The following is a 23939-nucleotide window of genomic DNA, read 5'->3' on the forward strand; positions in this document are numbered from 1 at the left end:
CACTTCCCCGCTTCGCCCGCCCTTCGCGGTGCCGCTGCCCGAACGCGCCGTTTTTCTTCTATGATGGCTGCGGAGACGGCCCACCCTCACACAACATTCATACGGGCCGCCATCTTGTCGTTGATGCCGCAAAGCATCGATTGGAGGCAAGGATGGTATCGAAGCATAAAAACCGCTGGTTGAGGCGGTGGCTGGTCGTCATCGTATTCTGGGCCGTGCCCGTGGCGATCGTTGCAGTCAGCGAAATTCGCGAGGAGATGGCCTACAACGCCGTCGACCTGGAGCGCGCGCTGACCACCTGGAATTTCACCGACGCACAGCGCGCCGCGGGCGCCCCCGCCCGCTGCCACGGCAAGCCCGACGAGGCGCAAGCCGCCGGTTGTCCCGCCGATGTGCTCGCGGCCAACGCGCCGCGTCAGCAGGACGCGCGCAACGAATACGGTGTGCGCCGCTCTACTCTGATGGCTTATCTATGGCATGCGTTTGTCGGCTACTGGATCGTGCCGGCGATTACGCTGCTTTTCATCGGTGTGGTGATCGGCGGGGTGCGCCGCGCGTTGAGGCGCCCGTCGCCGGTCAAGAGCCCGGCCAACCACGGCTGATAGCATGCGGACGTCGCGAGTCTGCTGCATTGAGGCAACACTTCCGATTCGATTGCAACGCGAATTGCCGGTGCCCGAATCGGTAAAAATGGGCGCGGGCGCGCCTTTCCATCCTCCCGCCGCCGGGCTGGCGCCGTCGAAATGCCTGGCGCTGAAAGCCGTTCGATTGCGCATTGTGCGACCCGCGAGGGCGAGCCGCGGGGCCGGTCAAATTTACAGCGCGTCTTTTCGGATGTGCCGCAAAGCCCCGCCGCATAAGGCTTTCGCCTTGCGCGCAAGGGCGCCATTTGGCGCGCCGTGTGATATAACTCAAAGGCAGCCGCGCGACTTCCGCGGCTGCGCCCCGGAACCATACGGAGAAAAACGATGCAAAGACGACACTTCATGTTGAAGACTACCGCTGCGCTCGCTTTCGGAGGCCTTGCACTCGCCGGTTGTACCACCAATACGGGCGGCCACGACACCGCGGCCACCGACGCATCCAAACGCCAGTCGATCGATGCCAGCGTCGAAGGCACCATGTCGAGGCTGTACACGACCGTGAAGGGCTCGCGTGAACTCGTCTCGAAGGCGCGCGGCGTGCTCGTGTTCCCGTCTGTGCTGCAAGCGGGCTTCATTGTCGGCGGCCAGTACGGCGAAGGCTCGCTGCGCGTGGGCGGCAGCACGGTCGGCTACTACAGCACGATCTCGGGCTCGTTCGGCCTGCAAGCCGGCGCGCAATCGAAGGCCATCATCTTCCTGTTCATGACGCAGGACGCACTCGACAAATTCCGCAATGCCGACGGCTGGTCGGTGGGCGGCGACGCGTCGGTCGCGTTAGTGAAGATGGGCGCGAATGGCGCGATCGACAGCAACACGGCCACGGCGCCCGTCGAGGTATTCGTGCTGACCAATGCCGGATTGATGGGCGACCTGTCGCTGCAGGGCACAAAGGTTTCGCGCCTGAAAATTTAAGGGACGTGGCGGCTCGCTAGCGGCTTGGCATAACGCCTGGACGTTTGCGGGGCGCCTGATGTGCGTGATCCCTGCAACGGTGCCCGGGAGCGCGAGCTGGGCGCGCGCCTGCCAGGTTAGATCCGCCCCATTTGACGCCGCGCGCGAAATCTCGGCAAGAGGTCGGTTGCGCTGTGGGCGCCGGCCTTGTCGGCGTTTTGCGTTAGACCTGCAGCTGGACCTTCGCTGGCACAACAGCAACGCTGCCGGGCCCAACGCAAATTCGCACGATGAATAATCGGCAAAATCCGCACGCTGCGCAAATGGCCGGCCGTGCTGAACCGGCCGCCGCGCCCGCTCGCGGCGATCAACGCCCCGAGCTGTCCACCACTTTGAAGCGCGAACGCTTCTGCGCGCGGATCACCGACTGATACGCATCCACATACTGCTGCGCCATCCGGTGCGATGTGAAGCGCTCCTCGAAGCGTTGCCGCACGCCCGCACGCGGCATCTTGTGCAAGCGGTTGACCGCTGCAACGGCACCGATTTCGTCTTCGACGATAAAACCCGTCAGCCCGTCTTCGAGCACTTCCGGCACCGAGCCACGGTTGAACGCAACGACCGGCGTGCCGCAAGCCATTGCCTCGATCATGACGAGGCCGAAAGGCTCCGGCCAGTCGATCGGAAACAGCAGCGCATGCGCGCCCGACAGGAAGTCGGCCTTCTGATGATCGGCGATCTCGCCGATGAACTCGACGTGCGGCAAGTCCAGCAGCGGCCGGATATCGCGCTCGAAATATTCGCGATCCGCGGTGTCGACCTTGGCGGCGATGCGAATCGGCATGCCGCAACGCCCGGCAATGCGGATCGCAGTATCGACGCGTTTTTCAGGCGAAATGCGCCCGAGGAAAGCGAGGTACTTCTGCTCGACCGGCTGCGGCGTGTAAAGCTGCTCAGGCAGGCCGTGATAAACCGTGGTCAGCCAGCGCGCTTGCGGCAACGGATGCCGCTGCGCATTCGAAATCGAAATGACCGGCGCGGTGTTGAACGTGTCGAACACCGGCTGTTGTTCGGGCAGATCGAGACGGCCGTGCATGGTCGTGACGAACGGCGTCTCCTGGCGCTTGAAGACTGAGAACGAGTAATAGTCCAGGTGAAAATGCAGCACGTCGAAATCCTCGGCCTGGCGGCGCACGAGTTCCATCAACAGCATGTGCGGCGCCACGCGGTCGCGAATCCCGGGATCGAGGCGCAGCGCGCGCGGCCATACGGCCTCGAGCCTGGCGCTCGTCACGGAGTCGCCGCTTGCGAACAGCGTCACGTCATGGCCGAGTTCGACGAGCGCCTCGGTGATGTACGACACGACGCGCTCCGTGCCGCCATACAGCTTCGGCGGCACCGATTCGGTCAAGGGGGCGATCTGCGCAATCTTCATAGTTGTCTCCGTAAACTGATGGCTTGCGGCCCGACTTATGTTCAGACACGAACTTTTGCCGCGCTCGCCGTCAGTGGCGCCGAATCTGAGCGCCGGTCTTTCGTCCTTCGATTGATGCGCGGGCGGCGGCGCGCGCACCACATGCATCGGAGCATTATTCCCTGGTAGGGGCTAAAAAGCGCCCGGTATTGCATTTATTGGGCGCTGTTACATTCAGCTTACATCGCGCGGAGCAGCGAAATACGCGCGCATCCGCTGCGCCCTTGCTCCTTCAGCGGGCCGGCCACTTCCACGCCGGCAGGTCGCGCTCGTCCGCATCCGCGAGACGCGTTGCGCCAAAGTGCTTCTCGAGCACGATCGATTCGCTCGCGTCTTCGCGTTCGAGTGCCGCGATCAGCCGCGCCGCGTGCGACACCACGAGTACCTGCGAATGTGCGGCGGCCTGCGTAATAAGGCGTGCGAGCGCCGGCAACAGGTCCGGATGCAAACTGGTTTCCGGCTCGTTCAGCACCAGCAGCGCAGGCGGACGCGGCGTCAACAGTGCGGCCACCAGCAACAGATAGCGCAAAGTCCCGTCCGACAATTCCGCGCCCTTCAGCGGGCGTAGCAGGCCGTGTTGCTGCATCAGCACTTCGAAGCGGCCGTCCTGTGTCGCGATCTCGAGCCGCGAGCCGGGAAACGCATCGTCGATCGCGGCATCGAGCGCCGCCGGATCGCCGATCTCGCGAATGGTTTGCAAAGCCGCGGCGAGATCGGCGCCGTCGTCGGACAGCACCGGCGTATGCGTGCCGATTTGCGGCATGCGCGCGGGCGCGTCCGCGTCGGTGCGGAAATGGTCGTAGAAGCGCCACGAGCGGATCTGCTCGCGCACCGCGATCATCTCCGGCGCGGAGCGCGGGTCGGCGAACTCGGTCATCATGCTGTCGAAGCTCGCGACCGGCTGCGGGACCGTTTGCCAGTCGCCGTTTTCATCGCGGGTGCGCAGCGCCGCGCCGTGCCGGTCGACCAGCAACGCCGAAGGCCGCAGCACAGGTCCGCTCCAGATGCACTCGCGTTTGATGACGGGATCGAGCACGAACTGGCTTGTACCCGGATGCGGCAGCCCGAGATCGATCGCATAACTGAACTGTTCGCCCGCGAACCCGAGCCGCAGGCTCACCGGTGCGTTGCGGGTCGTGCCTTGAACCTCGAATTCGCCGCTCAGCATGCCCCGCGAAAAACGCTCGGGACCGGCCCATAAGGTGGACGGCAAGCCGCCTTCGCGCGCGAGCGAGGTGATCACGCCGCCACGCGCGGTGTCGGCAAGCAGACGCAGCGAACGATATACGCTCGACTTGCCGCTGCCATTCGCACCTGTAATGACGTTGAGCCGGCCGAGCGGCACGATCAATTCGCGTAACGACCGGTAACCCGCGATGGCGAGCGCGCTCAGCACGCCGCCATCCACGGATGCGATGCCTGTCGGGGCGCGCTTGCTATGCCACCGTGCTCGCGCTGCCGGTCCATGCGCGCGCTGTGCCGTTTCGAGCAATCCATCACTTGTGGCCGCCGCCCTTGCCCGGCTCCTGCACCGGCACGCTACGCAGATCGCGCAGGAAGCTGTCGCGCCACACGCCAAGATCGTTCTTGCGCAGCGCCGCCATGTTGATCTCATGACGCCGCTGACGCGCGTCGAGCGGCATTTGCAGCGCGCGCTGCAACGCCTCGCACATGCCGATCGCATCGTGCGGATTCACGAGCAGCGCGCCTGTGAGCTCATCCGCCGCGCCCGCGAAAATGGACAGCACGAGCACGCCCGGATCGTCCGGATTTTGCGCGGCGACATATTCCTTCGCGACGAGGTTCATGCCGTCATGCAACGGCGTGACGAAGCCGATCTGCGATTCGCGGAACAGCGACATCAATTTCCAGCGGTCGTATTGCTGGTTCAGGTAGCGGATCGGCGTGTAGTCGAGTCCTGAATACCGCCCGTTGATTCGCCCTGCTTCGTACTCCAGATCCTGACGGATCTTCTGGTAGGTGGCGACGTCGGAGCGCGTGGGCGGCGCAATCTGCACGAGCGTGACGTTGCCGCGCCATTCGGGCGAGCGTTCCAGCAGATGCTCGAACGCGCGAAAACGTTCGACGAGCCCTTTCGAATAATCGAGCCGGTCGACGCTCATGATCAGCTTGCGGCCTTCGAGACTCTGCTTCAGATCGAGCACATGCTGACGGCTTTCGTAGCGCTTCGCCTGCTCGGCGATCTCGTCCGGAAATACGCCGATGCGGTACACGCCCGTACGCAGCTTGCGGCCGAACGCTTCGACCATGCCGTTGGACACCGTGCCGCGCGCGTGCCGGGTCACGTAGTCGTGGAACGCCTCCTGATCGGTCGCAGTCTGGAAACCCAGCAGGTCGTAGCACGACAGCGACTTCACCAGTTCCTCGTGCGGCGGAATGTTGAGCAGGATCTGCGGCGCCGGAAACGGAATGTGCAGAAAGAAGCCGATGCGGTTCGTGATCCCTTCGCTGCGCAGCGCTTCGGCGAACGGGATCAGGTGGTAGTCGTGAATCCAGATCACGTCGTCGGGTTCGAGCAGCTTGATCAGCTTGTGGGCAAGCCACGCGTTGACGCGCCGGTAGCCCGCGTACTCCTCGCGCTCATAACGGGCGAGGTCGTTGCGGTAGTGGAACACCGGCCACAGCGTCGCATTTGAAAAGCCGCGGTAGTACTGGTCGTAGTCCTTGCGCGTGAGGCCCACGGTGGCGAAGGTGACGGCGCCATCCTGTTCGAGCGTCGGGCCCGCGTTGGCGACGGTCTCGCTGACCACGTCGCCGCTCCATCCGAACCATACGCCTCCCGCATCCTTCAGCGCACCGAACACGCCGACAGCAAGGCCGCCCGCCGATCCTTTGGTTTCCGTTGGCGTTGCGACGCGATTCGACACGACGATCAGTCGGCCCATGTTGCAAGTCCTCCTTGTTTGGCGCGGCATTTGCCACAGTGCAGCCGGCGCCACGACAACTTTTTCGCAGAGTGCACGCCATGCCGCGCCAGGTTCATAAGTAAGTCGACGGTTCGACCCCTTGACGACCGATCGGTTGCATCGGACTACAGGCAGTCGGAGCCGAAAGCCCGGTGCAAACGCTTTTCACGAGCTTTTCGGCTTTTCCTTTACGCATTCGTCGCGAGTCTTTCAGACGTTTCCGCCACCAGTTTTCCGCCGGTCCATCCATCGCTCAGCGCTTTCAGCGCGTCGCTCTGCGCAGGCCATACGCACGCTGTCCTGCCAGCCGCCTGTCTGCCGCCCGCTAGGCCGTTTCCTTTACCTTGTGTGCCGGCGTTGCCGCGCTGGCCGCCTGCCCGGGGCGGCTCGCCACCGGGTCGGCCTCAGTATGCGCCGCCGTGCTGCCGGCCGGCGTGCGCGCGCCACGCGGCACCCAGTCGAGCGGTTCGCCCTTGCCGTTTTCGAGTTCCGCCGACACTTCCGCACGCGCGCGCGGCAGATACTGCGGATAGTGCTTCTGGATGAAGTCGAGCAGTCCCTCCCGCACGCGACAACGCAAATCCCAGTTCAGGCCCGAATCGAGCGAACTGACGAGCGCGCGCAATTGCATCGAGCGCTCGGTGCCCTCGGTGACTTGCAGCACCTGCACGCGCTGGTCCCACTCGGGCGCCGCTTCGACGATGCGCGCGAGTTCCTCGCGCAGCGGCGCGAGCGGCATCCGGTAATCGACGTAGAGAAACACCGTGCCGATAATTTGCGAACTGCTGCGCGTCCAGTTCGAGAACGGGTTTTCGATAAACCATTGCAGCGGCACGATCAGCCGCCGCTGGTCCCACAGACGCACCGATACATACGTGCCGGTGATCTCCTCGATACGCCCCCATTCGCCCTGAATAACGACAACATCGTCGAGCCGGATTGGCTGCGAGAGTGCAATCTGCAAGCCGGCAATCAGATTGCCGAGGACCGGCCGCGCCGCGATACCGGCAACGAGGCCTGCCACGCCCGCCGACGCAAGCAGGCTCGCGCCGATCTGCCGGACATTCGGAAAGGTCATCAATGCGCCGCCGACGCCGACAATCACGATCACGAGCATCACCGAACGTGCGAGCACCCTCGCCTGCGTGTGGATGCGGCGCGCCTGCAGGTTGTCGGCGGTATCAAGCGGATGGGCCTGGATGATGGCCTCGCCGATGGCCGCCGCGGAACGCACGGACAACCACGTCAACGCGCCGATCAGCGCGATAGCCGCGGCGTCGCGCAGCGGCGAGATGAAGGTGAGCGTGTCCGGCGCCTCCCACCATACGGCTTCGAGAGCGAGGATGATCAGCACGAACAGCGACGGCTTGTCGATATAGCGGAGCACGACGCTCGTGAGCGGATAAGGCCGAGCGATCCGCGTGACGATACGGGCGCCCACGCGGTGCACGCCGATCGCGACCAGCACGGCGACGATCGAGACGATCAATGCGCCGAGCCACGTATGCAGTGGCGCTTCGGCGATGCGGTCAAGGTGGTTGAGTTCATCGAGAAAAGGCATGAAGGGGACAATCTCCTTTTCGATTGAGTGTGGACAGGCCGGCGGCGATGAGGCGCGGCGCCAGCACAGCGTGATGCGCGCCGCGGGATAAACCTGTCGGGCGCGCTCGTGAAAGCGCGGTGAAAAACACCGTGAGGCGCCTTCGACGCGGGTGCGAATCAAATCCAGCGGCCCGCTTCTGGAGCCGGTGCCGCCCGCTAATAGTGGCGCCCGGCTCATCGTGGAACGTGTTCGCGGCATGCGGCAAACGCAATCGCAACGCCGCTTTAACGCAAACCGCCGCTTCAACGCAAACGCCGCGAGACAAACGCCGCGAGACAAACGCTAGCGGCCCAATCGGCTTGACGTCCGATACGTCTGATACACCGGATGGGCCAGACACCCGATACATCGCAAAGCAACGCGCCGCGTGCGAGCCGCAGCGCATCTCAGTTCGCGTCAACTTCCGCTTTTGCAAGGAAACGCCTTGCCAAGTCCCAGAGAGATCGCCGTGCTCGCGTTGTAGCCCGCGACGATCGGATTTTCCGCGATGTACTTGCGTACCGCATCCGTGAGTTGCGCCGAGCGCGCGTCCTGCGGCAAGCAGAAATACTGTCCGACGCGCGGCCCCGTGGTGCCGCCGATCGCGTCGATGGTATTGAAGATGCCGTCGGCGGCGCCTTCGATGTACGCGGCGCACGCACTGCGCGACGCCACGTCGGTCTTGGTGCACAGCTTGTTGAGGTCGCCCCCCGTAAACGCGGCTGCCGATAACGGTACGGCAAACGCGCTGGCGAAAATCAAAGCCCGCAGCATGGTGTTCCTTTCCAGGGTCGTTTATCAGGCGGTCTGTTGCCGCAATCGGATGGCGCGCGCACGCGCCGCAACAAAGTCGTCATTCTGCACTGTTTTACGATGCGGCAGCAGGCCGGCAGCCGCCATCTTCAGGCTTATCGGCGGCGAAGACCGGCGCACGCCGCTTCGCCGCGCGCTCTACTTTTGCTGCATCTGTTGCAGACGCGCGGTCAGGCCTTCGACCACGTCCGGCTCCTTGTAGGTCTTCGCGAAATCGAGCGCCGTGAGGCCAATCTGGTTCTTGACCGTGAGGTCCGCGCCGTTGTCGAGCAGCAGTTTCACCGTCGACACATGACCGCCTCGCGCGGCCATCATCAGCGGCGTGGTGCCGTTCGGGGAGCCTGCATCGACGTACGCAGAATGGTCGAGCAGCAGTTTCACGATGTCGTCGTGGCCGTTCGCGGCGGCGTAGTGCAGCGGCGCCCAGCCCTTCTTGTTCACTTCGGCGTCCTTGGCGATCAACTGCTTGACGAAGTCCAGGTCGCCGTTCAGCGCGGCCATCATCATCGCGTTTTCACCGGCTTTGTCCTCGATCTCGACGTTGGTCTTCGGATTCGCGAGCAACACGGCGCCGACCTTGTCCGATTTCTCGCGTGCGGCCAGCACGAGAAGCGGCATGCCCTGGTTATCGACGCTGTTCGGATCCATGCCCTTCGCAAGCAGTTTCCTGACGCCGTCGACGTCGTCGAATTTGACCGATTTGATCAACGAGTCGATCGGCGCGGCCTGAACCGGCGCGGCGATCAGCGAACTCAGCGCGGCGCACGCGAGCGTGGCCGCCAACGCGGCGCGCGAGAAGCCGCGGCGCGCCGACGCGCCCCGGCCTGTCTGGGTGGCTTGTCGTGCGTGGATCAACTTCGAGTCGTTTGTCATATTCTACTTTAGGGTTCGCCCCTATCCTATTGATATTTATGCGTCTTTCACCGCGCACCATTCGGCGCCGGAAGCTTGAAAAGGCGGAAAAAGTTCTGCGTCGTCGCGGCGGCCAGCGCCTCGTCGGTCATTTCGCGCTGCTGCGCAATGAAACGTCCGACATAACTGACGTACGCAGGTTCATTAGGCTTGCCGCGATACGGCACCGGCGCGAGGTACGGCGAATCGGTTTCGATCAGCAGGCGCTCCAGAGGCACGCGGCGCGCGACGTCCTGCACATCCGTCGCGCTTTTGAACGTGACGATACCCGACAGCGAAATGTAAAAATTCTGCGCGAGCGCCTGTTCGGCCACGGCCCACGGCTCGGTGAAGCAATGCATGACGCCGCCCGGCTCGCTCGCGCACTCCTCGGCCATGATGCGCAGCGTGTCTTCCGACGAAGATCGTGTGTGGACGATGAGCGGCTTGCCGGTCGCGTGCGCGGCGCGGATATGTGTGCGAAAACGCTCGCGCTGCCATTCCATGTCGGCGATCGAGCGGCCTTCCAGGCGGTAGTAATCGAGGCCCGTCTCGCCGATTGCGACCACCTTCGGATGTTCGGCCAGTTCGACCAGTTCGGCGACGCTCGGCTCACGCATGTCCTCGTGATCCGGATGCACGCCCACGGACGCATAGACGTTCTCGTGCCGGCTCGCGATGTCGAGCACGGACGGCAGCGTTTCGAGATCCACCGACACACACAGCGCGTGCGTGACCGAATGGCTGCGCATATTCTCGAGCACCTGCGGCAGGCGGTCGGCGAGTCCTTCGAAATTGATGTGACAGTGCGAATCGACAAACATGATGATGTCCTGCAAATGAATGGCGCGAGGCGGCTCAGGCTGCCGCGCCGTGCGCGTCGAGGCGCTTGCCGAGGATTACCAGATCGCGCTCGACGCCGTCCAGCACGGCCACGCGCGGCAGCGAGCCCCACGTGTCGAAACCGAAGCCGCGAAAGAGGCGCAGGCTCGCCTCATTGTGACCGAAGATAAATCCCAGCACGGTGTCGATTCCCAGCGCCGGCGCCGCCGCCAGCGAGGCCGCCAGCAACTGCTTGCCGAGGCCCTTGCCGCGCGCGCTCTCATCGAGATAGATGCTGACTTCGGCGGTGCGCTGATAGGCAGGACGGCCATAGAAGTCCGAAAAACTGAGCCACGCAATCACGCGGCCGGGTTGTTCAGCATCTTCGACGACCCACAGCGGACGTTTCTGCGGCCCATGCGCGTGAAACCATCCAATTCGGCTTTCGACGCCGACCGGTTCGAGGTCCGCGGTCACCTGGCGTGACGCTACCGTCGAGTTGTAAATGGCGACGATGGCGGGTAGATCGTCGAGCGTGGCATCGCGGTAAGACAGGCTCATGGTGCTTTCTGATTGGAATGAAGGACTGGCTAACGGGTAACGCGCTAACGGGTGACACGACGCTCGCCGTGCGGAAGGCCGCGCGGCATCGCGTCACGCAAAGAGCTCGCGGTAGCCAAGAAACAGCTCCTCGAACACGAGCCGTGCGTTCAGCGGATGATTCTCGACCGCCCGCTGACGCGTTACCGCCCGCGTGAAACGGGCGAACGCGCTCGCGTCGGCTTGCGACGCGCAGCGCGTCAGCGCCGCCGACGCCTGCGGAAAATACCGCGGCGCGCCGGCCGTGCGCTGCGCGAGCAGATCGTACATCCAGCGTTGCAGCCAGCCGAGTACGAGCGGCACCGGCAGCTTTTGCAGCGCCTCACCGCAGGCAAAGGCGTCGCACTCGGGGCCGGCGGCCAGTTGCTTGAGCGTCCAGTCGCGCAGCGCACGGTTTTCGTCGCTGGCAAGCGCGAGTGCGGTCAGCGGCGCGCCGCCCGCTTCGGCGAGCAACGCCGGCGCCTCAGCCACGCCTTGCGCCGCGAGCCACTGGGTCGCGGCTTGCGGCGCCGGCAGGCTCATCGGCCATTGCCGGCAGCGGCTGATGATGGTGGGCAACAGCCGGTCGATGCGCGCCGACACCATCAGGAACACGACGCCCGCGGGCGGTTCTTCGAGCGTCTTCAGCAGCGCGTTGGCCGCGGCGATGTTCAGCGCTTCCGCTGGAGCCAGCACGACCACGCGCGCGCCGCCGCGGTGCGAACCCACGCCGACGAAGTCCAGCAAGCCGCGAATCTGCTCGATCTTGATTTCCTTGCTGGGCGCGCGCGTTTTTTTGCCATCGTCCGTATCGGCTTTTTCGGCTTTCTCGTCAGCGCCGTTGCCGATGCCGGCTTCGGCGGCCAGCGCCTCCGGCACGACGATCCGGTAATCAGGATGATTGCCTTGCGCGAACCAGTTGCACGCGACGCACGCGCCGCACGGTTCGCCGTTCGCCCGCCGGTCCTCGCACAGCAGACCTTGGGCGAGATGCTGCGCGAAGCGCAGCTTGCCGATGCCCGCCTGCCCATGCAGCAGCAACGCGTGCGGCCAGTGGTCGCGCAATTGCTGCAGGCGGTTCCAGTCATCGGTTTGCCACGGATAAATCATTATTTTCTTTAAATTCAGTCAGTTAGAATCGCTACTTGATGTGAAAGATGAGCGGTTGCGCTCGTATCAGCTGCACTTATGATAATTAAAAATCAAAGGCTTGCGAGCATTTGCTCGAGTTGTTTCTGGATTCGCGCAATGCTCTGCGAAGAGTCAATGATAGCGAAACGATAAGGCGCTTCTTCCGCGCGACGCAGATATTCGGCCCGGGTGCGGTCGAAAAACGCGGTCGATTCGCTCTCGAAACGATCCGGGTCGCGCGCCGCGCTGCGCCTTTCGTTGGCGATCTCGGGCGCGAGGTCGAACAGCACCGTCAGATCCGGCTGGAAGCCGCCCTGCACCCACCGTTCCAGCGTTTCGAGCTTGTCGCGCGGCAGCCCGCGGCCACCGCCCTGGTAGGCAAAGGTGGCGTCGGTGAAGCGGTCGGACAATACCCAGTCGCCGCGCGCGAGCGCAGGTTCGATCACTTCGGCCAGATGCTGGCGGCGCAGCGCGAACATCAGCAGCGCCTCCGTTTCGAGATCCATCTTCTGATGCAGCACGATTTCGCGAATCTGCTCGCCAAGCGGCGTGCCGCCCGGCTCGCGTGTCATGACCACTGAGCGGCCGGTGGCCGCCACTTTCTGTTCGAGCCGCTCGCGGAACCAGGCCAGATGCGTCGTCTTGCCGGCGCCGTCTATGCCCTCGAACGTGATGAATTTGCCGCGCGTCATTATTGCCCTCGAATGTATTTGTCCACGGCCTTGTTGTGATCGCCGAGGGTGTCCGAAAAAATGCTGCTGCCGTCGCCGCGCGAGACGAAGTACAACGCGCTCGTTTGCGCGGGGTTCATCGCCGCTTGCAGCGACGCGACCCCGGGCAGCGAGATGGGCGTGGGCGGCAAGCCCATTCGGGTGTAGGTATTGTAGGGAGTGTCCGTTTGCAGGTCTTTCTTGCGGATGTGGCCGGTATAGCTCTCGCCCATGCCGTAGATCACGGTTGGGTCGGTTTGCAGCGGCATGCCCGCGCGCAGACGGTTCGCGAACACCGCCGCGACCATCGCCCGGTCGGATTTCTTGCCGGTTTCCTTTTCGATGATCGACGCCATGATCAGCGCATCATACGGCGTCTTGTACGGCAGGTTCGGCGCGCGCGCGAGCCACGCTTCGTCCAGACGCGCGCGCATCAGCCGATATGCGCGGCGGTACACGTCGAGATCGCTCGTGTTCCTGTCGAACAGGTATGTATCGGGGAAAAACAGCCCTTCGCCGTTACCGAGCGACGCCTCCGGCGCGCCGATTGCGCTCATTAGTTGCGCGTCGTCCATCCCGATGCTGTCGTGCTTGAGCGCCGGATTGGCGTCCAGTTCCGCGCGCATGCGCTTGAACGTCCACCCTTCGATGATGGTCGCAACGTATTCGTTGACGTCGCCGCGAGCGATTTTTTGCAGCACTTCATACGGCGTCACGCCGGTCTTGAACTCGTAATTGCCCGACTTCAGTTCGCTCTGAAGGCCGAGCAGCCGCGTCATGACGATAAACAGTTCGGGTTCGACCGGCACGCCGCCGCGGTTCAACTGCAGCGTGACGCTGCGCAGACTGCTGTGCGGCTTGACGGTGACGTCGAGTTGCGCGGGGTTCAGTTCGAGCGGGCTGTTGGCCCAGTGGTATCCGCCAGCAATCGCGGCTGCGGCCAGCACGACGACGATCGAGCCGGCTATCAAACATTTCTTCAGGAGGGACATGCGAAACGTGGCTGGGTTGGACTGCATATAATACTTGTTTGCCTTAGCTAAAGTCAGAATTGACTGTTCCCGGAATCCATGAACACACCGCTCACTACCGCTTCAGGCACTCCTTCAGGCTCCCCTTCAGGCACTGTTCCCGCCGCAGTCGCCGGCACGCCGTCAGGTCAGTCGGGCACGGCACTACCGGTGCTGCCGCGTCCGTCCGCCGATGAATTCGACGCCGTGCTCCAACACGGCGCCTACATGGCGCTCATGCAGTTCGGCGTGATCGACGCCACCGGCGACGACGCCGCGAGCTTCCTGCACGGACAGTTGACCAACGACACGCAGCATCTCGACGCCGCCAACGCGCGCCTTGCGGGCTACTGCTCGGCAAAGGGGCGGCTGCTGGCGTCGTTTCTGACGTGGCGCAGCGGCGACACGATCCGCCTGCTGGTCTCGAAAGACGTGCAGGCCGCAGTGCAGAAGCGCTTGTCCATGTTTGTCCTGCGCGCCAAGGCGAAACTCGTGGATGCCAGCGGCGAACTCGCGGTGATCGGCCTCGCGGGCGATGTCCGCAAGGCGCTCTCCGGGGTGTTCGACGCGCTGCCCGACGGCGTTCACGTGAAGGTGGACGGCGCGGCCGGCTCGCTGATTCGCGTGCCCGACGCGGCCGAGCGTCTGCGTTATCTATGGATCGGGCCGAAAGCGCAGGTCGAAGCTCACTTGCCGCTGCTCGGTGAAAAACTGAAGCAGGTTTCGCCGGCGGTTTGGGACTGGCTCGACATTCGCGCGGGCGAGCCGCGCATCACGCAGCCGGTGGTCGAACAGTTCGTGCCGCAAATGGTCAATTTCGACGTGCTCGGCGCGGTCAATTTCCGCAAGGGCTGCTATCCGGGCCAGGAGGTGGTGGCGCGCAGCCAGTATCGCGGCACGATCAAGCGGCGCACGTCGCTCGCCAACGTGGCGGGCGAACTCGATACCGTGAAGGCCGGCGCCGAACTTTTTCAGTCGGACGATCCGGGCCAGCCGTGCGGCATGGTGGTGAACGCGGCGGCGGCGCGCGACGGTGGTGTGGATCTGCTGGTGGAGATCAAGCTCGCGGCGCTCGAAAGCGGCTCGGTGCATCTGGGCGCGGCGGATGGCCCGGCGCTGCGGTTCCTCGCGCTTCCGTACGGCCTGCCCACCGAGGTTTAAGCGGCCTCGAAGATGCCGCGCTGCGCAGTTCGATGAAAAGGCGCCGCTTGGTGAAGCCATTGCTTGTTGCCGGCGTCTTCGCCTGAATCTTTGTCCGCGCGCGATCCTGTTTTTAAAGCGCCCTACCGGGAGACGCCCCCGATGTGCCTGATCGTCTTCGACTGGCGACCCGATGCGGTCGATGGCCCGCTCTTCACGCTCGCCGCCAATCGCGATGAGTTCTTCCGGCGCACGGCCGAGCCGATCGCCTGGTGGGGTGATGCGCCGGGCGTGCTGGCCGGCCGCGATCTGCTGGGCGGCGGAACGTGGCTCGGCATGTCGCGCGACGGCCGCTTTGCCGCGCTGACCAATTACCGCGCGCCGCACGAAACGCGCGCCGATGCGCCGACCCGCGGCACGCTCGTCAGCGACTGGCTGGTTTCAGCGCACTACGGGGTGAACTCCGGTCCAGACTCTGGCGCGAACTCCGATCCCGATTCGACCGCCGACTCCGCCTCGAACGGAAGCGCAAACGGCAGCGCGCATGAAACGCCCCTTGCCTATCTGCACCGCGTGGCGCAAACCGGCGACATCTACAACGGCTTCAACCTGCTGGTCGGCGACTGGACGCGCCGCGAACTCGCCTGGTACTGCAACCGCTCGAACCTCGCGCCGGCGCTGCTCGCGCCCGGCACGCACGGCATTTCGAACGCGATACTCGACACCGCGTGGCCGAAGCTCGTCAGAAAGCGGGCCGAGTTGAGCGCGCTGCTCACGCGCAACCTGATGCCGCCGCTCGAGCGCCTGATCGACCTGATGCGTGACCCGCGCGTCGCCCCCGACGATGAATTGCCCTCCACCGGCATTGCGCTCGAGCGCGAACGGGCGCTGTCGGCGGCATTCATCGAAACGCCCGAGTACGGCACGCGCGGCACGACGGCGCTGCGGGTGCTCGCCAACGAGGAGATGGTCAGCGTGGCGGTTGCCGAGCGTAGCGACGACAACGGCTCGCACCGCATCGTGCGGCCGGGCGACTTCGAACGCAGCTTCGCGTTCAACGTCGAGCGGGAAATCGCGTAATCATTCCACCCCGAAGGCCGCGCGCAACGCCGCGGCGGCCTCCGCGTGCGCGTGCGCGACATCAGGCACGAAGCCGCCCATCTTGAAGAACTCGTGGATCATGCCCGGGTAGCGCCTGAGCGTGACCTCATTGCCATAGCTGCGCAGTTTCGCCGCGTAAGCGTCGCCCTCGTCGCTCAGCGGATCGTATTCGGCGGTCGCAATCCAGGCTGGTGCTAGTCCGCCGAAGTCGGGTGCGCCGCGCTTGCCGTCGAGCGGCGCGAAACGCCAGTCGTCACGATCACTCGCGTCGCGCACGTATTGATCGAAGAACCATCGGATCGTCGCGCCGGAAAGCAGGAAGCCGTCGGCGAGGCGCGAGTGCGAATCGGTCCGCTGATAGCCGGTCGTGCCCGGATAGATCAGCAATTGCAGCGAGACGTCGATGCCGGCATCGCGCGCCAGCACCGCGCAGACCGTGGCCAGCGTGCCGCCCGCGCTGTCGCCGCCTACCGCGAGCCGTTTCGTGTCGATGCCGAATTCCGCGGCGTGCGCGTGCAGCCACGTGAGCGCGGCGAAGGCGTCGTCGACGGCGGTCGGGAACTTGTATTCCGGCGCGAGCCGGTAATCGACCGACAGCACCGCGCATTTTCCATCGCGCGCGAACATTCGGCACAGCGCATCGTGCGTATCGACGCTGCCGACCGTGAAGCCGCCGCCGTGATAGTAGATCAATGCCGGAGCCGGCTCGGCCCAACTCGGCTCGACGGGCTGATAAAGACGCGCGCGGATCGCTGCCCCTTCGCGCGTCGGTACACGCAGGTCTTCGACCGCGAACATCGGCGCGCTCGCGATCTCGAGAATCGGCGCACTTTTTTCATAAGACGCGCGCGCCGCTTGCGCGGTCATTTCATGGAGCTTGGGGCGCTTCGCGCGCGCGATCATGTCGAGCACCTGCTCGATCTTCGGATTCAGCGGCATGTGACGTCGGATGGCGCTCAGGCGCCGAAGGTTGAAAAGAGGCGCGCGGCACTGCGCGCAGCAAGCGGTTTTTTTAGTCCGAACCGGCGTGCTTGACTTCGGGTTTCAGCGACATCGGATCGGTGGGATCGCGCAACTGCTCGATGTCCTCGTGACGCAGTTTCACCGTCGCCATGATGGCCGGATGCGTGACGATATAGAAACGCCGCGCGGCGATGGCCTCAAACGTGATGCCGGCGACATCGGCGGCACTGAGCTTGCCCGATTGCACTGCACGCTGCAATTGCTTGCCGGCGGCGATCTGCGAGCGCGTCGGGCGGCTCTCGTTGCGCAGATCAGCGGGCCGCGCGCGCTCGGCATCGGCGATGCCGGTCGGCACGAACGCGGGACATAGCAGCGAACAGCCGACGCGGCCGCTCGCGTCACGCCCGGCCTGCGCGATGTGCAGATCGTGATAGAGCGTCTCGGTGAGCGACACGACCGCATGTTTCGACGCGTTGTAGACGCCCATCGCAGGCGGCGACAACAGGCCCGCGACGGATGCGGTGTTGACGATATGCGCGGGTTCGTTCTGCGCCAGCATGATCGGCGCAAACACACGCACGCCATGCGCGACGCCCATGACGTTCACGCCGAATACCCATGACCAGTCGTTGGCCGAACTCTCCCACAGGAAGCCGCCCGAGCCCACGCCCGCGTTGTTGAACAGCAGATGCACCTTGCCGAATGCATCGAGCGCGGTTTGCGCGAGCGCCTCGACCTGGGTTGCGCTCGACACGTCGGTCGGCACGCCTATCGCCTCGGCGCCTGCCGCGCGCAACGCGTCGACAGCTTGCGCGAGCGCGTCGGGGTTCACGTCGGCGAGCACAAGCTTCATTCCCAGCGCCGCGCCCTTTTGCGCGAACGCGTGGCCGAAGCCGCTCGCCGCGCCGGTAATAACCGCGACCTTGCCTGCAAATTCGAACATCCGTGGACTCCTTTGTGTGCGGGTGCGGTTGCAAGCGCGGGTGCGGCTGCGGGTGCATCTGCGGCTGCATGGGTAGCTCGCTTGAAGGCCTCTTACGCCGCTTGCCGGGCAGTTTGTTGACCGCGCCTTTTTCGGTCGCTTTTCCGACCGCTTGTTGGCTGCCTGTTGGCCGTCTTACCCGACTGCTTGCTGGACCGCTTGTTGGCCCTCTTATCCTGCTGCTTGTTGGACCGCTTGTTGGCCCTCTTATCCGGCTGCTTATTGGACCGCTTGTTGGCCCTCTTATCCGGCTGCTTATTGGACCGCTTGTGGCCCCCTATCCGGCCGCTTGTTGACGGCTCATTCGGCCGCCCGTCGACCCACTTGTCAGGCGGCTCGGTGCGCTCCCTTCGCCGCCGCGATCAGATCAGATCAGATCAGATCAGATCAGATCAGATCAGATGAGCTTGACAAGCTGCTTGCCGAAGTTCTTCCCCTTCAGCAAGCCAATAAACGCCTCGGGCGCGGCATCGAGCCCTTGCGCAATGCTTTCGCGATAGTGCAGCTTTTTCTGCGCGACCAATGTGCCAAGCTGCTTGAGCGCTTGCGGCCAGACATCCATATGCTCGGTCACGATAAAGCCCTGCACGAGCAGGCGCTGCGTCAGAATCAGCGACGGGTGCTTGAGCGGCACCGGCTTGCCGTCGTAGCCCGCAATAAACCCGCAAACTGCGATGCGGCCCCACGGGTTCATGCGCGCGAGCGTCGCGTCGAGCACTTCGCCGCCGACGTTCTCGAAGCAACCGTCGATACCATCCGGCGTCGCCGCCTTCAGATCCTGATACAGGTTGCCGGCCTTATAGTCGATGCAGGCGTCAAAGCCGAGCGTCTCCACCACATAACGGCACTTTTGCGGACCGCCCCCGATACCCACCGCGCGCGCGCCCGCCTCTTTCGCCAACTGACCGACCACGCTGCCCACCGCCCCGCTCGCCGCGCTGACAACGACGGTCTCGCCGGCCTTCGGCGCGATGATCCGGTTCAGTCCGTACCACGCGGTTACGCCCGGCATGCCGACCGGTCCGAGATAGGCGGATAGCGGCACATGCGTGTCGTCGACTCTCTGTACGCCCGCGCCGTTCGACGTACCGTATTCCTGCCAGCCGAACATGGCGACGACCTTGTCGCCGACCGCGAAGTTTGCATTCTTCGACTCGATCACCTCGCCGACCGTGCCGCCGATCATCACTTCGTCGAGCGGCTGCGGCGGTGCATACGACTTGCTGTCGTTCATACGGCCGCGCATGTACGGATCGAGCGACAGATAGTGATTACGCACGCGCACTTCTCCATCGGCAAGCGGAGCAAGCGGCGTCTCGACGAGGCGGAAGTTCTCAGGCGTAACGGCGCCTTGCGGACGCGAAGCGAGCACGAACTGACGGTTGATCTGTGGCATGACGATCGTCTCCTTGGTTTGGCTGATTGTGACTAGCCGACTGTGACTTGCCGACTGTGACTTGCCGACTGTGACTAGCCGGTTGCATGTTGCCGACCGCCGGCAGCCGGTTGCATGTTGCGGACCGCCGGCAGCCGACTGCATGTTGCCGGCTTCATATTCCTCTGGCAATGCAGCGACTCGTGCGCTCGATCCGCACTCCGACCGTGCAGCCGCAATGGCCGTTTGCCTGCACGCGTGCGCAGGTGCTTAACCGTCGCTAGGACCGGGTTTCGCCGACGGGTCGCTGCGCAAGCGCTGGCGCGTCACGTCGCGGCCCACGGCGAGACGGCGCATGTATTTGAACGTGCCGAGCGCCTTGGCGACGAAGTGCCCTTCACTGTCGCGGACCTCGCCTTCGCAATAGGCCATCGTGGTCGAGCGGTGCAGCACGCGGCCAGTCGCGCGCAGTTCGCCGCGGCCGGGCTGCATGAAGTTGACCTTCATTTCGACGGTGACCACGCCGACGCCGTCGCCCGCGAGGCTGCGCGCGGCCATTGCGAGCGCGACGTCGGCGAGCGTCATCGTCACGCCGCCATGCGCGACATCCCACGTGTTCATATGCTCGGGCAGCAAGGGCAGCACGACTTCGCTGACGCCGTCCGCCGCCGACACGAGCTGCGCGCCGAGCCGGTCGACGAACGGGCTCTCGGGCAACGACGCGCCGCCCGCGGTGGATGAAGATGAATCGGTCATAGCGGCTTTCAGATTTGCTTGTCTTGACATGAGGGCGGCGCGCCACCTTCACTGAATGGCAATGAATGAGCAATGCAGCGGCATTCAGGCGGCGACGCACCGCGCCGAAAGAGAAGAAATGATACCCGCTATGGCGCCGCGCGGTGACGAGCGAGGCATCGGCCTGTCAACCGCGACGCATTCACGCCGCTTGCGTCGCCGCCCGCGCGGCTATGGCTGTCGCAAGCCGGCCGAGCCTGAGCACGGCTTCATCGGCGAGATCGAGATCCGCGCTCGGACAACTGAGGCGAATGAACCGATCGAAGCGGCCCGCGTTTGAAAACACGGTGCCCGGCATCACGCGAATGCCCCCTTCCAAAGCGGCATCGAACAACGCCGCCGACGACACCGCATGCGGCAACTCGATCCAGAAGAACATGCCGCCGGCGGGCGGCGTAAAACGCGTGCCCTCGGGAAACGACGCGCCGATTGCCGCCGACATCCGCTCACGCTGCAACCTCAAACGATCGCGCAAACGACGCAAATGCCGCTCATACGCGTTCGTCCCCAGAAACTCCGCGAGCACGACTTGCGACAACTGCTCGTTATGACGCGACTGCGCAAACTTCAGCATACCGATACGCGGATGCCAGCGGCCGCCGTTGATCCAGCCGATCCGCATGCCGGGCGCGAGCGTCTTGTTGAACGACGTGCAGTGGATCACGGTGCCGTCGGTGTCCCAGGCCTTCAGCGAGCGCAGCGGCTGCGCGTTGTCGACGAGTTCGCGATACGGGTCGTCTTCGATCAGCGCGATGCCGGCTCGTGCGCACAGTTCGACGAGTCTCGCCTTGTGCGAATCGGGCATCACGCTGCCGAGCGGGTTCTGAAGATTTGGCACGACCACCACGGCCTTGATGCCGGGATGCGTTTGCAACGCGAAGTCGAGCGCCTCGATGGCGAGCCCGCTGCTCGGGCTTGCCGGGATTTCGAGCGCGCGCAGCCCAAGGCTTTCCAGCGCTTGCAACAAGCCGAAGAAACACGGCGATTCGACGGCCACGGTGTCGCCCGGTTGCGTCACCGCTCGCAACGCAAGGTTGACCGCCTCAATGCCGCCGTGCGTCATGATGATATCGTCCGCGCCGATCTGAATGCCCGCGTCGAGCGCGCGGCGCGCGATGATCGCACGCAACGCCGGATCGCCCTGATCCGGTCCAACCGCGGTCAGCAACGTGGGCCGCCGGCGCAATGCGCGCAGCGCGGCTTTTTGCAACGCGTCGGTCGGATAGAGCTCCGGCACAGCGGTCGCGCCGCCGAGATTGAATGCGTCCGGATAGCGCTGATATTGCGAGACGATCGCCGATATCGCCGAGTGAATGCCGACGAACTGCGCGGGCTGCGGCAGGGTCGCGAGGTCGGGTTCAGAGGCGGCGGGTAACGCAGCGCCTTGCGAGGCGCGCACGAAGTAGCCGGCGCGCGGCTGCGCCTCGATCAGCGCTTCACGTTCGAGCACGCGGTAGCTTTCGGTCGCCGTCGCGAGACTTACGCCGTGACGCTGCATGAACGCGCGCATCGACGGCATGCGCTCGCCGGGACGCAGCACGCCGTTGCGGATCGCGCGGCGGTAGTGGCTGGCCAGTTGGCGGTAGAGCGGCTGGCTCGCCAAAGGATCGTCCGCGGGGTGGAGATGCGTGAGCGTTGGCGTTGGCATTTGCGTGGACTGGTTCATGAGCGGATGGTGCGCACAGTCGGTGCGCCGCGACAGATACACATCCGCGCCATTTCGACCGATACAGCGCGCCAAACTGCTGCCTTGTACCGGTTCAGATTGTGGATGACTGCGACTGTTTTCACGGGCACCGGCTCAATATGCTGGATGGCATGCAAACGGTCTCAAGGAAACGGTCATGTCAGCTCGCGTGAACACCAATTTGTCATGCGTCGCCGTCGGTCAAGTCGCGCTGCGCGACTTGCGGGCGCGAAGCTCCGTTCTCGCCATTCAAGGCGATCTACAACTGGCGTTCCGCGATCATTCGCTCGCGTGGCTCGGCGATGCCGTTCCGTTGACGTCGATCACATTGCACGAAGGCCAGTGTTTCGTGGCGCGGCAACGCGGCATCGTATCGATCAGCGCGGCGCATGCGCCGGCTGCGACCTTCCTCGTGCAACCGTCGCTTGCTGAGGACAAAGGCAGCACCTTGACAAGTCGCGCCGCGCTTCAGTTCGCCAGGTTTCTCAAGACCAGGCTGCGGCGCGCGGCCTGATCTGCTGCATGAAAGGTCGCAGCAGATGCTGCATACGAGCGCGCCGCGCGCCAGGCATCGCCAGCTACAATGCATGACCCCATCCGCTCTCCGAGGTCCGGTCATGTCCTTCGTCCGCATGCTGTTCAGCGCGCGTCTGTGCCGCGTGGGCGCGTTATGGGCCGTTCTCGCGCTCACGCTCAACGGATGTGCCGGATTGTTCGGCGGCGACCCGCTGCGCGTGAGCGTGGCCGGCATCGAACCGATCGAAAGCCAAGGTCTTGAGATGCGCTTCAACGTGAAGCTGCGCGTGCAGAATCCGAACGAATCGACAGTCAGCTTTAACGGCGTGTCGCTCGATCTCGATCTGAACGGCAAGCCGTTCGCAAGCGGTGTCAGCGATCAGAGCGGCACCGTGCCGCGCTTTGGCGAAACAGTGGTCAATGTGCCGTTGACGGTGCCCGCCTTCGCCGCCGTGCGCCAGGCTTTCGCGTTCGCCGGCGCGATGCAGGGGAGCACCGCGCAGTCGGGACAAATTCCGTACATTTTGCGCGGCAAGCTCGCGGGCGGCCTGACCGGCACGACGCGGTTCGTCGATCAGGGATCGCTGAGCCTGCCCGCGGCCGGCATGGCCCTGCCGTGATGCCGTGATGCCGTGATCCCGTGATCCCGTGACGGCGTGACTACGCGCTCACGCGACTTCGAACAGCCCCGCGGCGCCCTGCCCGCCCCCGATACACATCGTCACCACAACCAGCTTCGCGCCGCGCCGCTTGCCTTCGATCAGCGCATGCCCGGTGAGCCGCGCGCCCGACACGCCATACGGATGACCGACCGCGATCGCGCCACCGTTCACGTTCAAACGGTCGTGCGGAATGCCGAGCTTGTCGGCGCAATACAGCACCTGCACGGCAAACGCTTCGTTCAATTCCCACAGGTCGATGTCCTCGACTTTCAGGCCCGCCTGCTTGAGCAGTTTAGGCACCGCGAAAACCGGTCCGATGCCCATCTCATCCGGCTCGCAGCCGGCCACCGCGAAGCCGCGAAAAATGCCGAGCGGCTGCAGCCCTTCGCGCTCCGCGACCTTGGCGTTCATCACCACGCACGCCGACGCGCCGTCCGAGAACTGGCTCGCGTTGCCCGCCGTGATGACGCCGCCCGGCAGCGCAGTGCGGATTCTGGACACGCCTTCGAGCGTCGTGTCAGCGCGAATGCCCTCGTCGCCGCTAACGGTCACTTCTTTCGTGTACAGCCGCCCGGTCGCTTTGTCGGCGACGCCCGCGAGCACCGTCAACGGCACGATCTCGTCCTTGAACTTGCCGGCTTCCAGCGCGGCCGCGGCGCGCTGCTGCGAGCGCACGCCGTATTCGTCCTGCCGTTCTTTGGAAATCGAATAGCGTTTCGCGACATGCTCGGCGGTCTGCAACATCGACCAGTAGATTTCCGGCTTGTTCTTGCTAAGCCAGCCCTCGGTCATCATGTGCTGGTTCATCTCGTTCTGCACGCACGAGATGGATTCGACGCCGCCCGCCACGAAGACGTCGCCCTCGCCGGCAATCACGCGTTGCGCGGCAAGCGCAATGGTTTGCAATCCCGATGAACAGAAACGATTCACCGTCATGCCCGGCACGCTGACCGGCAAACCGGCGCGCAGCGCGATTTGCCGCGCGATGTTCATGCCGGTCGCGCCTTCGGGATTGGCGCAACCCATGATCACGTCCTCCACGCGCGCCGGGTCCAGCTTCGCGCGATCCACAGCGGCCTGCGTCACGTGGCCGCCGAGCGTTGCCCCATGCGTCATGTTGAAACCGCCACGCCACGATTTGGCGAGCCCCGTTCGGGCGGTCGATACGATTACGGCGTCAGTCATGCGAATCTCCTGCGTGTCAATGTCGATGGTGGCGCTTGCGTCGATGCGAGCGATACCGC

The 23939-nt window shown here is 64.4% G+C and carries 23 protein-coding genes; 6 read left to right on the forward strand and 17 right to left on the reverse strand.

Annotated features, from left to right (window positions below; all coding sequences use genetic code 11):
* The first annotated feature begins 152 nt into the window (after positions 1-152).
* On the forward strand, positions 153-602 hold the full coding sequence (locus F759_RS0104050; RefSeq protein WP_027798724.1) for a hypothetical protein: 450 nt from the start codon (positions 153-155) through the stop codon (positions 600-602).
* A 366-nt stretch (positions 603-968) separates the two neighbouring features.
* Positions 969-1556 (forward strand): BPSL1445 family SYLF domain-containing lipoprotein, encoded by a 588-nt coding sequence (locus F759_RS0104055; RefSeq protein WP_027798725.1) that lies wholly within the window; start codon positions 969-971, stop codon positions 1554-1556.
* Between the two features lie 346 nt (positions 1557-1902).
* On the opposite strand, the gene F759_RS0104060 is transcribed toward F759_RS0104055, so the two are convergent.
* The 11 genes from F759_RS0104060 to mltG all read right to left on the reverse strand — a co-directional run bounded on the left by F759_RS0104060 (position 1903) and on the right by mltG (position 13456).
* Positions 1903-2970 (reverse strand): glycosyltransferase family 4 protein, encoded by a 1068-nt coding sequence (locus F759_RS0104060; RefSeq protein ID WP_027798726.1) that lies wholly within the window; start codon positions 2968-2970, stop codon positions 1903-1905.
* A gap of 271 nt (positions 2971-3241) precedes the next feature.
* Positions 3242-4405: an AAA family ATPase gene (locus F759_RS0104065; protein WP_027798727.1), complete on the reverse strand. Its 1164-nt coding sequence runs from the start codon at positions 4403-4405 to the stop codon at positions 3242-3244.
* Between the two features lie 100 nt (positions 4406-4505).
* Positions 4506-5915, reverse strand: a complete 1410-nt coding sequence (gene otsA / locus F759_RS0104070) for an alpha,alpha-trehalose-phosphate synthase (UDP-forming) (RefSeq protein WP_027798728.1) — start codon at positions 5913-5915, stop codon at positions 4506-4508.
* 346 nt (positions 5916-6261) lie between these two features.
* The gene (locus F759_RS0104075) at positions 6262-7497 is read right to left on the reverse strand and encodes a mechanosensitive ion channel family protein (RefSeq protein WP_027798729.1); all 1236 of its coding nucleotides are present in this window, start codon (positions 7495-7497) and stop codon (positions 6262-6264) included.
* A gap of 438 nt (positions 7498-7935) precedes the next feature.
* On the reverse strand, positions 7936-8292 hold the full coding sequence (locus F759_RS0104085; RefSeq protein ID WP_006048979.1) for a Rap1a/Tai family immunity protein: 357 nt from the start codon (positions 8290-8292) through the stop codon (positions 7936-7938).
* Positions 8293-8469: 177 nt separating this feature from the next.
* Positions 8470-9204 (reverse strand): ankyrin repeat domain-containing protein, encoded by a 735-nt coding sequence (locus tag F759_RS0104090; protein ID WP_027798730.1) that lies wholly within the window; start codon positions 9202-9204, stop codon positions 8470-8472.
* Positions 9205-9251: 47 nt separating this feature from the next.
* Positions 9252-10046 (reverse strand): TatD family hydrolase, encoded by a 795-nt coding sequence (locus F759_RS0104095; RefSeq protein ID WP_027798731.1) that lies wholly within the window; start codon positions 10044-10046, stop codon positions 9252-9254.
* Positions 10047-10080: 34 nt separating this feature from the next.
* Entirely contained in the window at positions 10081-10605 is a 525-nt protein-coding gene (locus F759_RS0104100; RefSeq protein WP_027798732.1) for a GNAT family N-acetyltransferase, read from the reverse strand.
* A gap of 93 nt (positions 10606-10698) precedes the next feature.
* Entirely contained in the window at positions 10699-11733 is a 1035-nt protein-coding gene (locus F759_RS0104105; RefSeq protein WP_027798733.1) for a DNA polymerase III subunit delta', read from the reverse strand.
* Between the two features lie 92 nt (positions 11734-11825).
* Positions 11826-12446: a dTMP kinase gene (tmk, locus tag F759_RS0104110; RefSeq protein WP_027798734.1), complete on the reverse strand. Its 621-nt coding sequence runs from the start codon at positions 12444-12446 to the stop codon at positions 11826-11828.
* Entirely contained in the window at positions 12446-13456 is a 1011-nt protein-coding gene (mltG, locus tag F759_RS0104115) for an endolytic transglycosylase MltG (RefSeq protein ID WP_027798735.1), read from the reverse strand. Before mltG ends, tmk begins: the two co-directional genes overlap by 1 nt.
* A 78-nt stretch (positions 13457-13534) precedes the next feature.
* On the opposite strand from mltG, the gene ygfZ reads away from it, so the two are divergent.
* A complete protein-coding gene (gene ygfZ / locus F759_RS0104120; protein WP_027798736.1) occupies positions 13535-14635 on the forward strand; it encodes a CAF17-like 4Fe-4S cluster assembly/insertion protein YgfZ in 1101 nt (366 codons plus the stop codon).
* Positions 14636-14776: 141 nt separating this feature from the next.
* Positions 14777-15694 (forward strand): NRDE family protein, encoded by a 918-nt coding sequence (locus tag F759_RS0104125; RefSeq protein ID WP_027798737.1) that lies wholly within the window; start codon positions 14777-14779, stop codon positions 15692-15694.
* On the opposite strand, the gene F759_RS0104130 is transcribed toward F759_RS0104125, so the two are convergent.
* The 5 genes from F759_RS0104130 to F759_RS0104150 all read right to left on the reverse strand — a co-directional run bounded on the left by F759_RS0104130 (position 15695) and on the right by F759_RS0104150 (position 21478).
* Positions 15695-16654 carry an alpha/beta hydrolase gene (locus tag F759_RS0104130; protein ID WP_027798738.1) on the reverse strand — a complete coding sequence of 320 codons (960 nt, stop codon included), beginning with the start codon at positions 16652-16654 and terminating at the stop codon, positions 15695-15697. It lies immediately after the preceding gene.
* A gap of 73 nt (positions 16655-16727) precedes the next feature.
* The gene (locus F759_RS0104135) at positions 16728-17621 is read right to left on the reverse strand and encodes an SDR family oxidoreductase (RefSeq protein ID WP_027798739.1); all 894 of its coding nucleotides are present in this window, start codon (positions 17619-17621) and stop codon (positions 16728-16730) included.
* Between the two features lie 436 nt (positions 17622-18057).
* Positions 18058-19056, reverse strand: a complete 999-nt coding sequence (locus F759_RS0104140; RefSeq protein ID WP_027798740.1) for an NADP-dependent oxidoreductase — start codon at positions 19054-19056, stop codon at positions 18058-18060.
* Positions 19057-19305: 249 nt separating this feature from the next.
* Complete coding sequence (locus tag F759_RS0104145; RefSeq protein WP_027798741.1) at positions 19306-19791, reverse strand: PaaI family thioesterase; 486 nt, start codon at positions 19789-19791, stop codon at positions 19306-19308.
* A gap of 181 nt (positions 19792-19972) precedes the next feature.
* The gene (locus F759_RS0104150; protein WP_027798742.1) at positions 19973-21478 is read right to left on the reverse strand and encodes an aminotransferase-like domain-containing protein; all 1506 of its coding nucleotides are present in this window, start codon (positions 21476-21478) and stop codon (positions 19973-19975) included.
* A 196-nt stretch (positions 21479-21674) separates the two neighbouring features.
* Here F759_RS0104150 and F759_RS0104155 point away from each other — a divergent pair, with 196 nt between their 5' ends.
* Both F759_RS0104155 and F759_RS0104160 read left to right on the forward strand, forming a co-directional pair.
* Positions 21675-22031: a hypothetical protein gene (locus F759_RS0104155; RefSeq protein WP_027798743.1), complete on the forward strand. Its 357-nt coding sequence runs from the start codon at positions 21675-21677 to the stop codon at positions 22029-22031.
* Positions 22032-22134: 103 nt separating this feature from the next.
* Complete coding sequence (locus F759_RS0104160; RefSeq protein WP_027798744.1) at positions 22135-22653, forward strand: LEA type 2 family protein; 519 nt, start codon at positions 22135-22137, stop codon at positions 22651-22653.
* Positions 22654-22701: 48 nt separating this feature from the next.
* On the opposite strand, the gene F759_RS0104165 is transcribed toward F759_RS0104160, so the two are convergent.
* Entirely contained in the window at positions 22702-23880 is a 1179-nt protein-coding gene (locus F759_RS0104165; protein ID WP_027798745.1) for an acetyl-CoA C-acyltransferase, read from the reverse strand.
* Between the last annotated feature and the right edge of the window lie 59 nt (positions 23881-23939).

This window comes from Paraburkholderia dilworthii (assembly GCF_000472525.1).
Taxonomy (GTDB): Bacteria; Pseudomonadota; Gammaproteobacteria; order Burkholderiales; family Burkholderiaceae; genus Paraburkholderia; species Paraburkholderia dilworthii.

Excerpts from the sequence above, each read along its gene's own strand:
- F759_RS0104050 (WP_027798724.1), top strand. The coding sequence starts at position 153 with ATGGTATCGAAGCATAAAAACCGCTGGTTGAGGCGGTGGCTGGTCGTC.
- F759_RS0104055 (WP_027798725.1), top strand. The coding sequence starts at position 969 with ATGCAAAGACGACACTTCATGTTGAAGACTACCGCTGCGCTCGCTTTC.
- F759_RS0104060 (WP_027798726.1), bottom strand. The coding sequence starts at position 2,970 with ATGAAGATTGCGCAGATCGCCCCCTTGACCGAATCGGTGCCGCCGAAG.
- otsA (WP_027798728.1), bottom strand. The coding sequence starts at position 5,915 with ATGGGCCGACTGATCGTCGTGTCGAATCGCGTCGCAACGCCAACGGAA.
- F759_RS0104075 (WP_027798729.1), bottom strand. The coding sequence starts at position 7,497 with ATGCCTTTTCTCGATGAACTCAACCACCTTGACCGCATCGCCGAAGCG.
- F759_RS0104085 (WP_006048979.1), bottom strand. The coding sequence starts at position 8,292 with ATGCTGCGGGCTTTGATTTTCGCCAGCGCGTTTGCCGTACCGTTATCG.
- F759_RS0104090 (WP_027798730.1), bottom strand. The coding sequence starts at position 9,204 with ATGACAAACGACTCGAAGTTGATCCACGCACGACAAGCCACCCAGACA.
- F759_RS0104095 (WP_027798731.1), bottom strand. The coding sequence starts at position 10,046 with ATGTTTGTCGATTCGCACTGTCACATCAATTTCGAAGGACTCGCCGAC.
- F759_RS0104100 (WP_027798732.1), bottom strand. The coding sequence starts at position 10,605 with ATGAGCCTGTCTTACCGCGATGCCACGCTCGACGATCTACCCGCCATC.
- F759_RS0104105 (WP_027798733.1), bottom strand. The coding sequence starts at position 11,733 with ATGATTTATCCGTGGCAAACCGATGACTGGAACCGCCTGCAGCAATTG.
- tmk (WP_027798734.1), bottom strand. The coding sequence starts at position 12,446 with ATGACGCGCGGCAAATTCATCACGTTCGAGGGCATAGACGGCGCCGGC.
- mltG (WP_027798735.1), bottom strand. The coding sequence starts at position 13,456 with ATGTCCCTCCTGAAGAAATGTTTGATAGCCGGCTCGATCGTCGTCGTG.
- ygfZ (WP_027798736.1), top strand. The coding sequence starts at position 13,535 with ATGAACACACCGCTCACTACCGCTTCAGGCACTCCTTCAGGCTCCCCT.
- F759_RS0104125 (WP_027798737.1), top strand. The coding sequence starts at position 14,777 with ATGTGCCTGATCGTCTTCGACTGGCGACCCGATGCGGTCGATGGCCCG.
- F759_RS0104130 (WP_027798738.1), bottom strand. The coding sequence starts at position 16,654 with ATGCCGCTGAATCCGAAGATCGAGCAGGTGCTCGACATGATCGCGCGC.
- F759_RS0104135 (WP_027798739.1), bottom strand. The coding sequence starts at position 17,621 with ATGTTCGAATTTGCAGGCAAGGTCGCGGTTATTACCGGCGCGGCGAGC.
- F759_RS0104140 (WP_027798740.1), bottom strand. The coding sequence starts at position 19,056 with ATGCCACAGATCAACCGTCAGTTCGTGCTCGCTTCGCGTCCGCAAGGC.
- F759_RS0104145 (WP_027798741.1), bottom strand. The coding sequence starts at position 19,791 with ATGACCGATTCATCTTCATCCACCGCGGGCGGCGCGTCGTTGCCCGAG.
- F759_RS0104150 (WP_027798742.1), bottom strand. The coding sequence starts at position 21,478 with ATGCCAACGCCAACGCTCACGCATCTCCACCCCGCGGACGATCCTTTG.
- F759_RS0104155 (WP_027798743.1), top strand. The coding sequence starts at position 21,675 with ATGTCAGCTCGCGTGAACACCAATTTGTCATGCGTCGCCGTCGGTCAA.
- F759_RS0104160 (WP_027798744.1), top strand. The coding sequence starts at position 22,135 with ATGTCCTTCGTCCGCATGCTGTTCAGCGCGCGTCTGTGCCGCGTGGGC.
- F759_RS0104165 (WP_027798745.1), bottom strand. The coding sequence starts at position 23,880 with ATGACTGACGCCGTAATCGTATCGACCGCCCGAACGGGGCTCGCCAAA.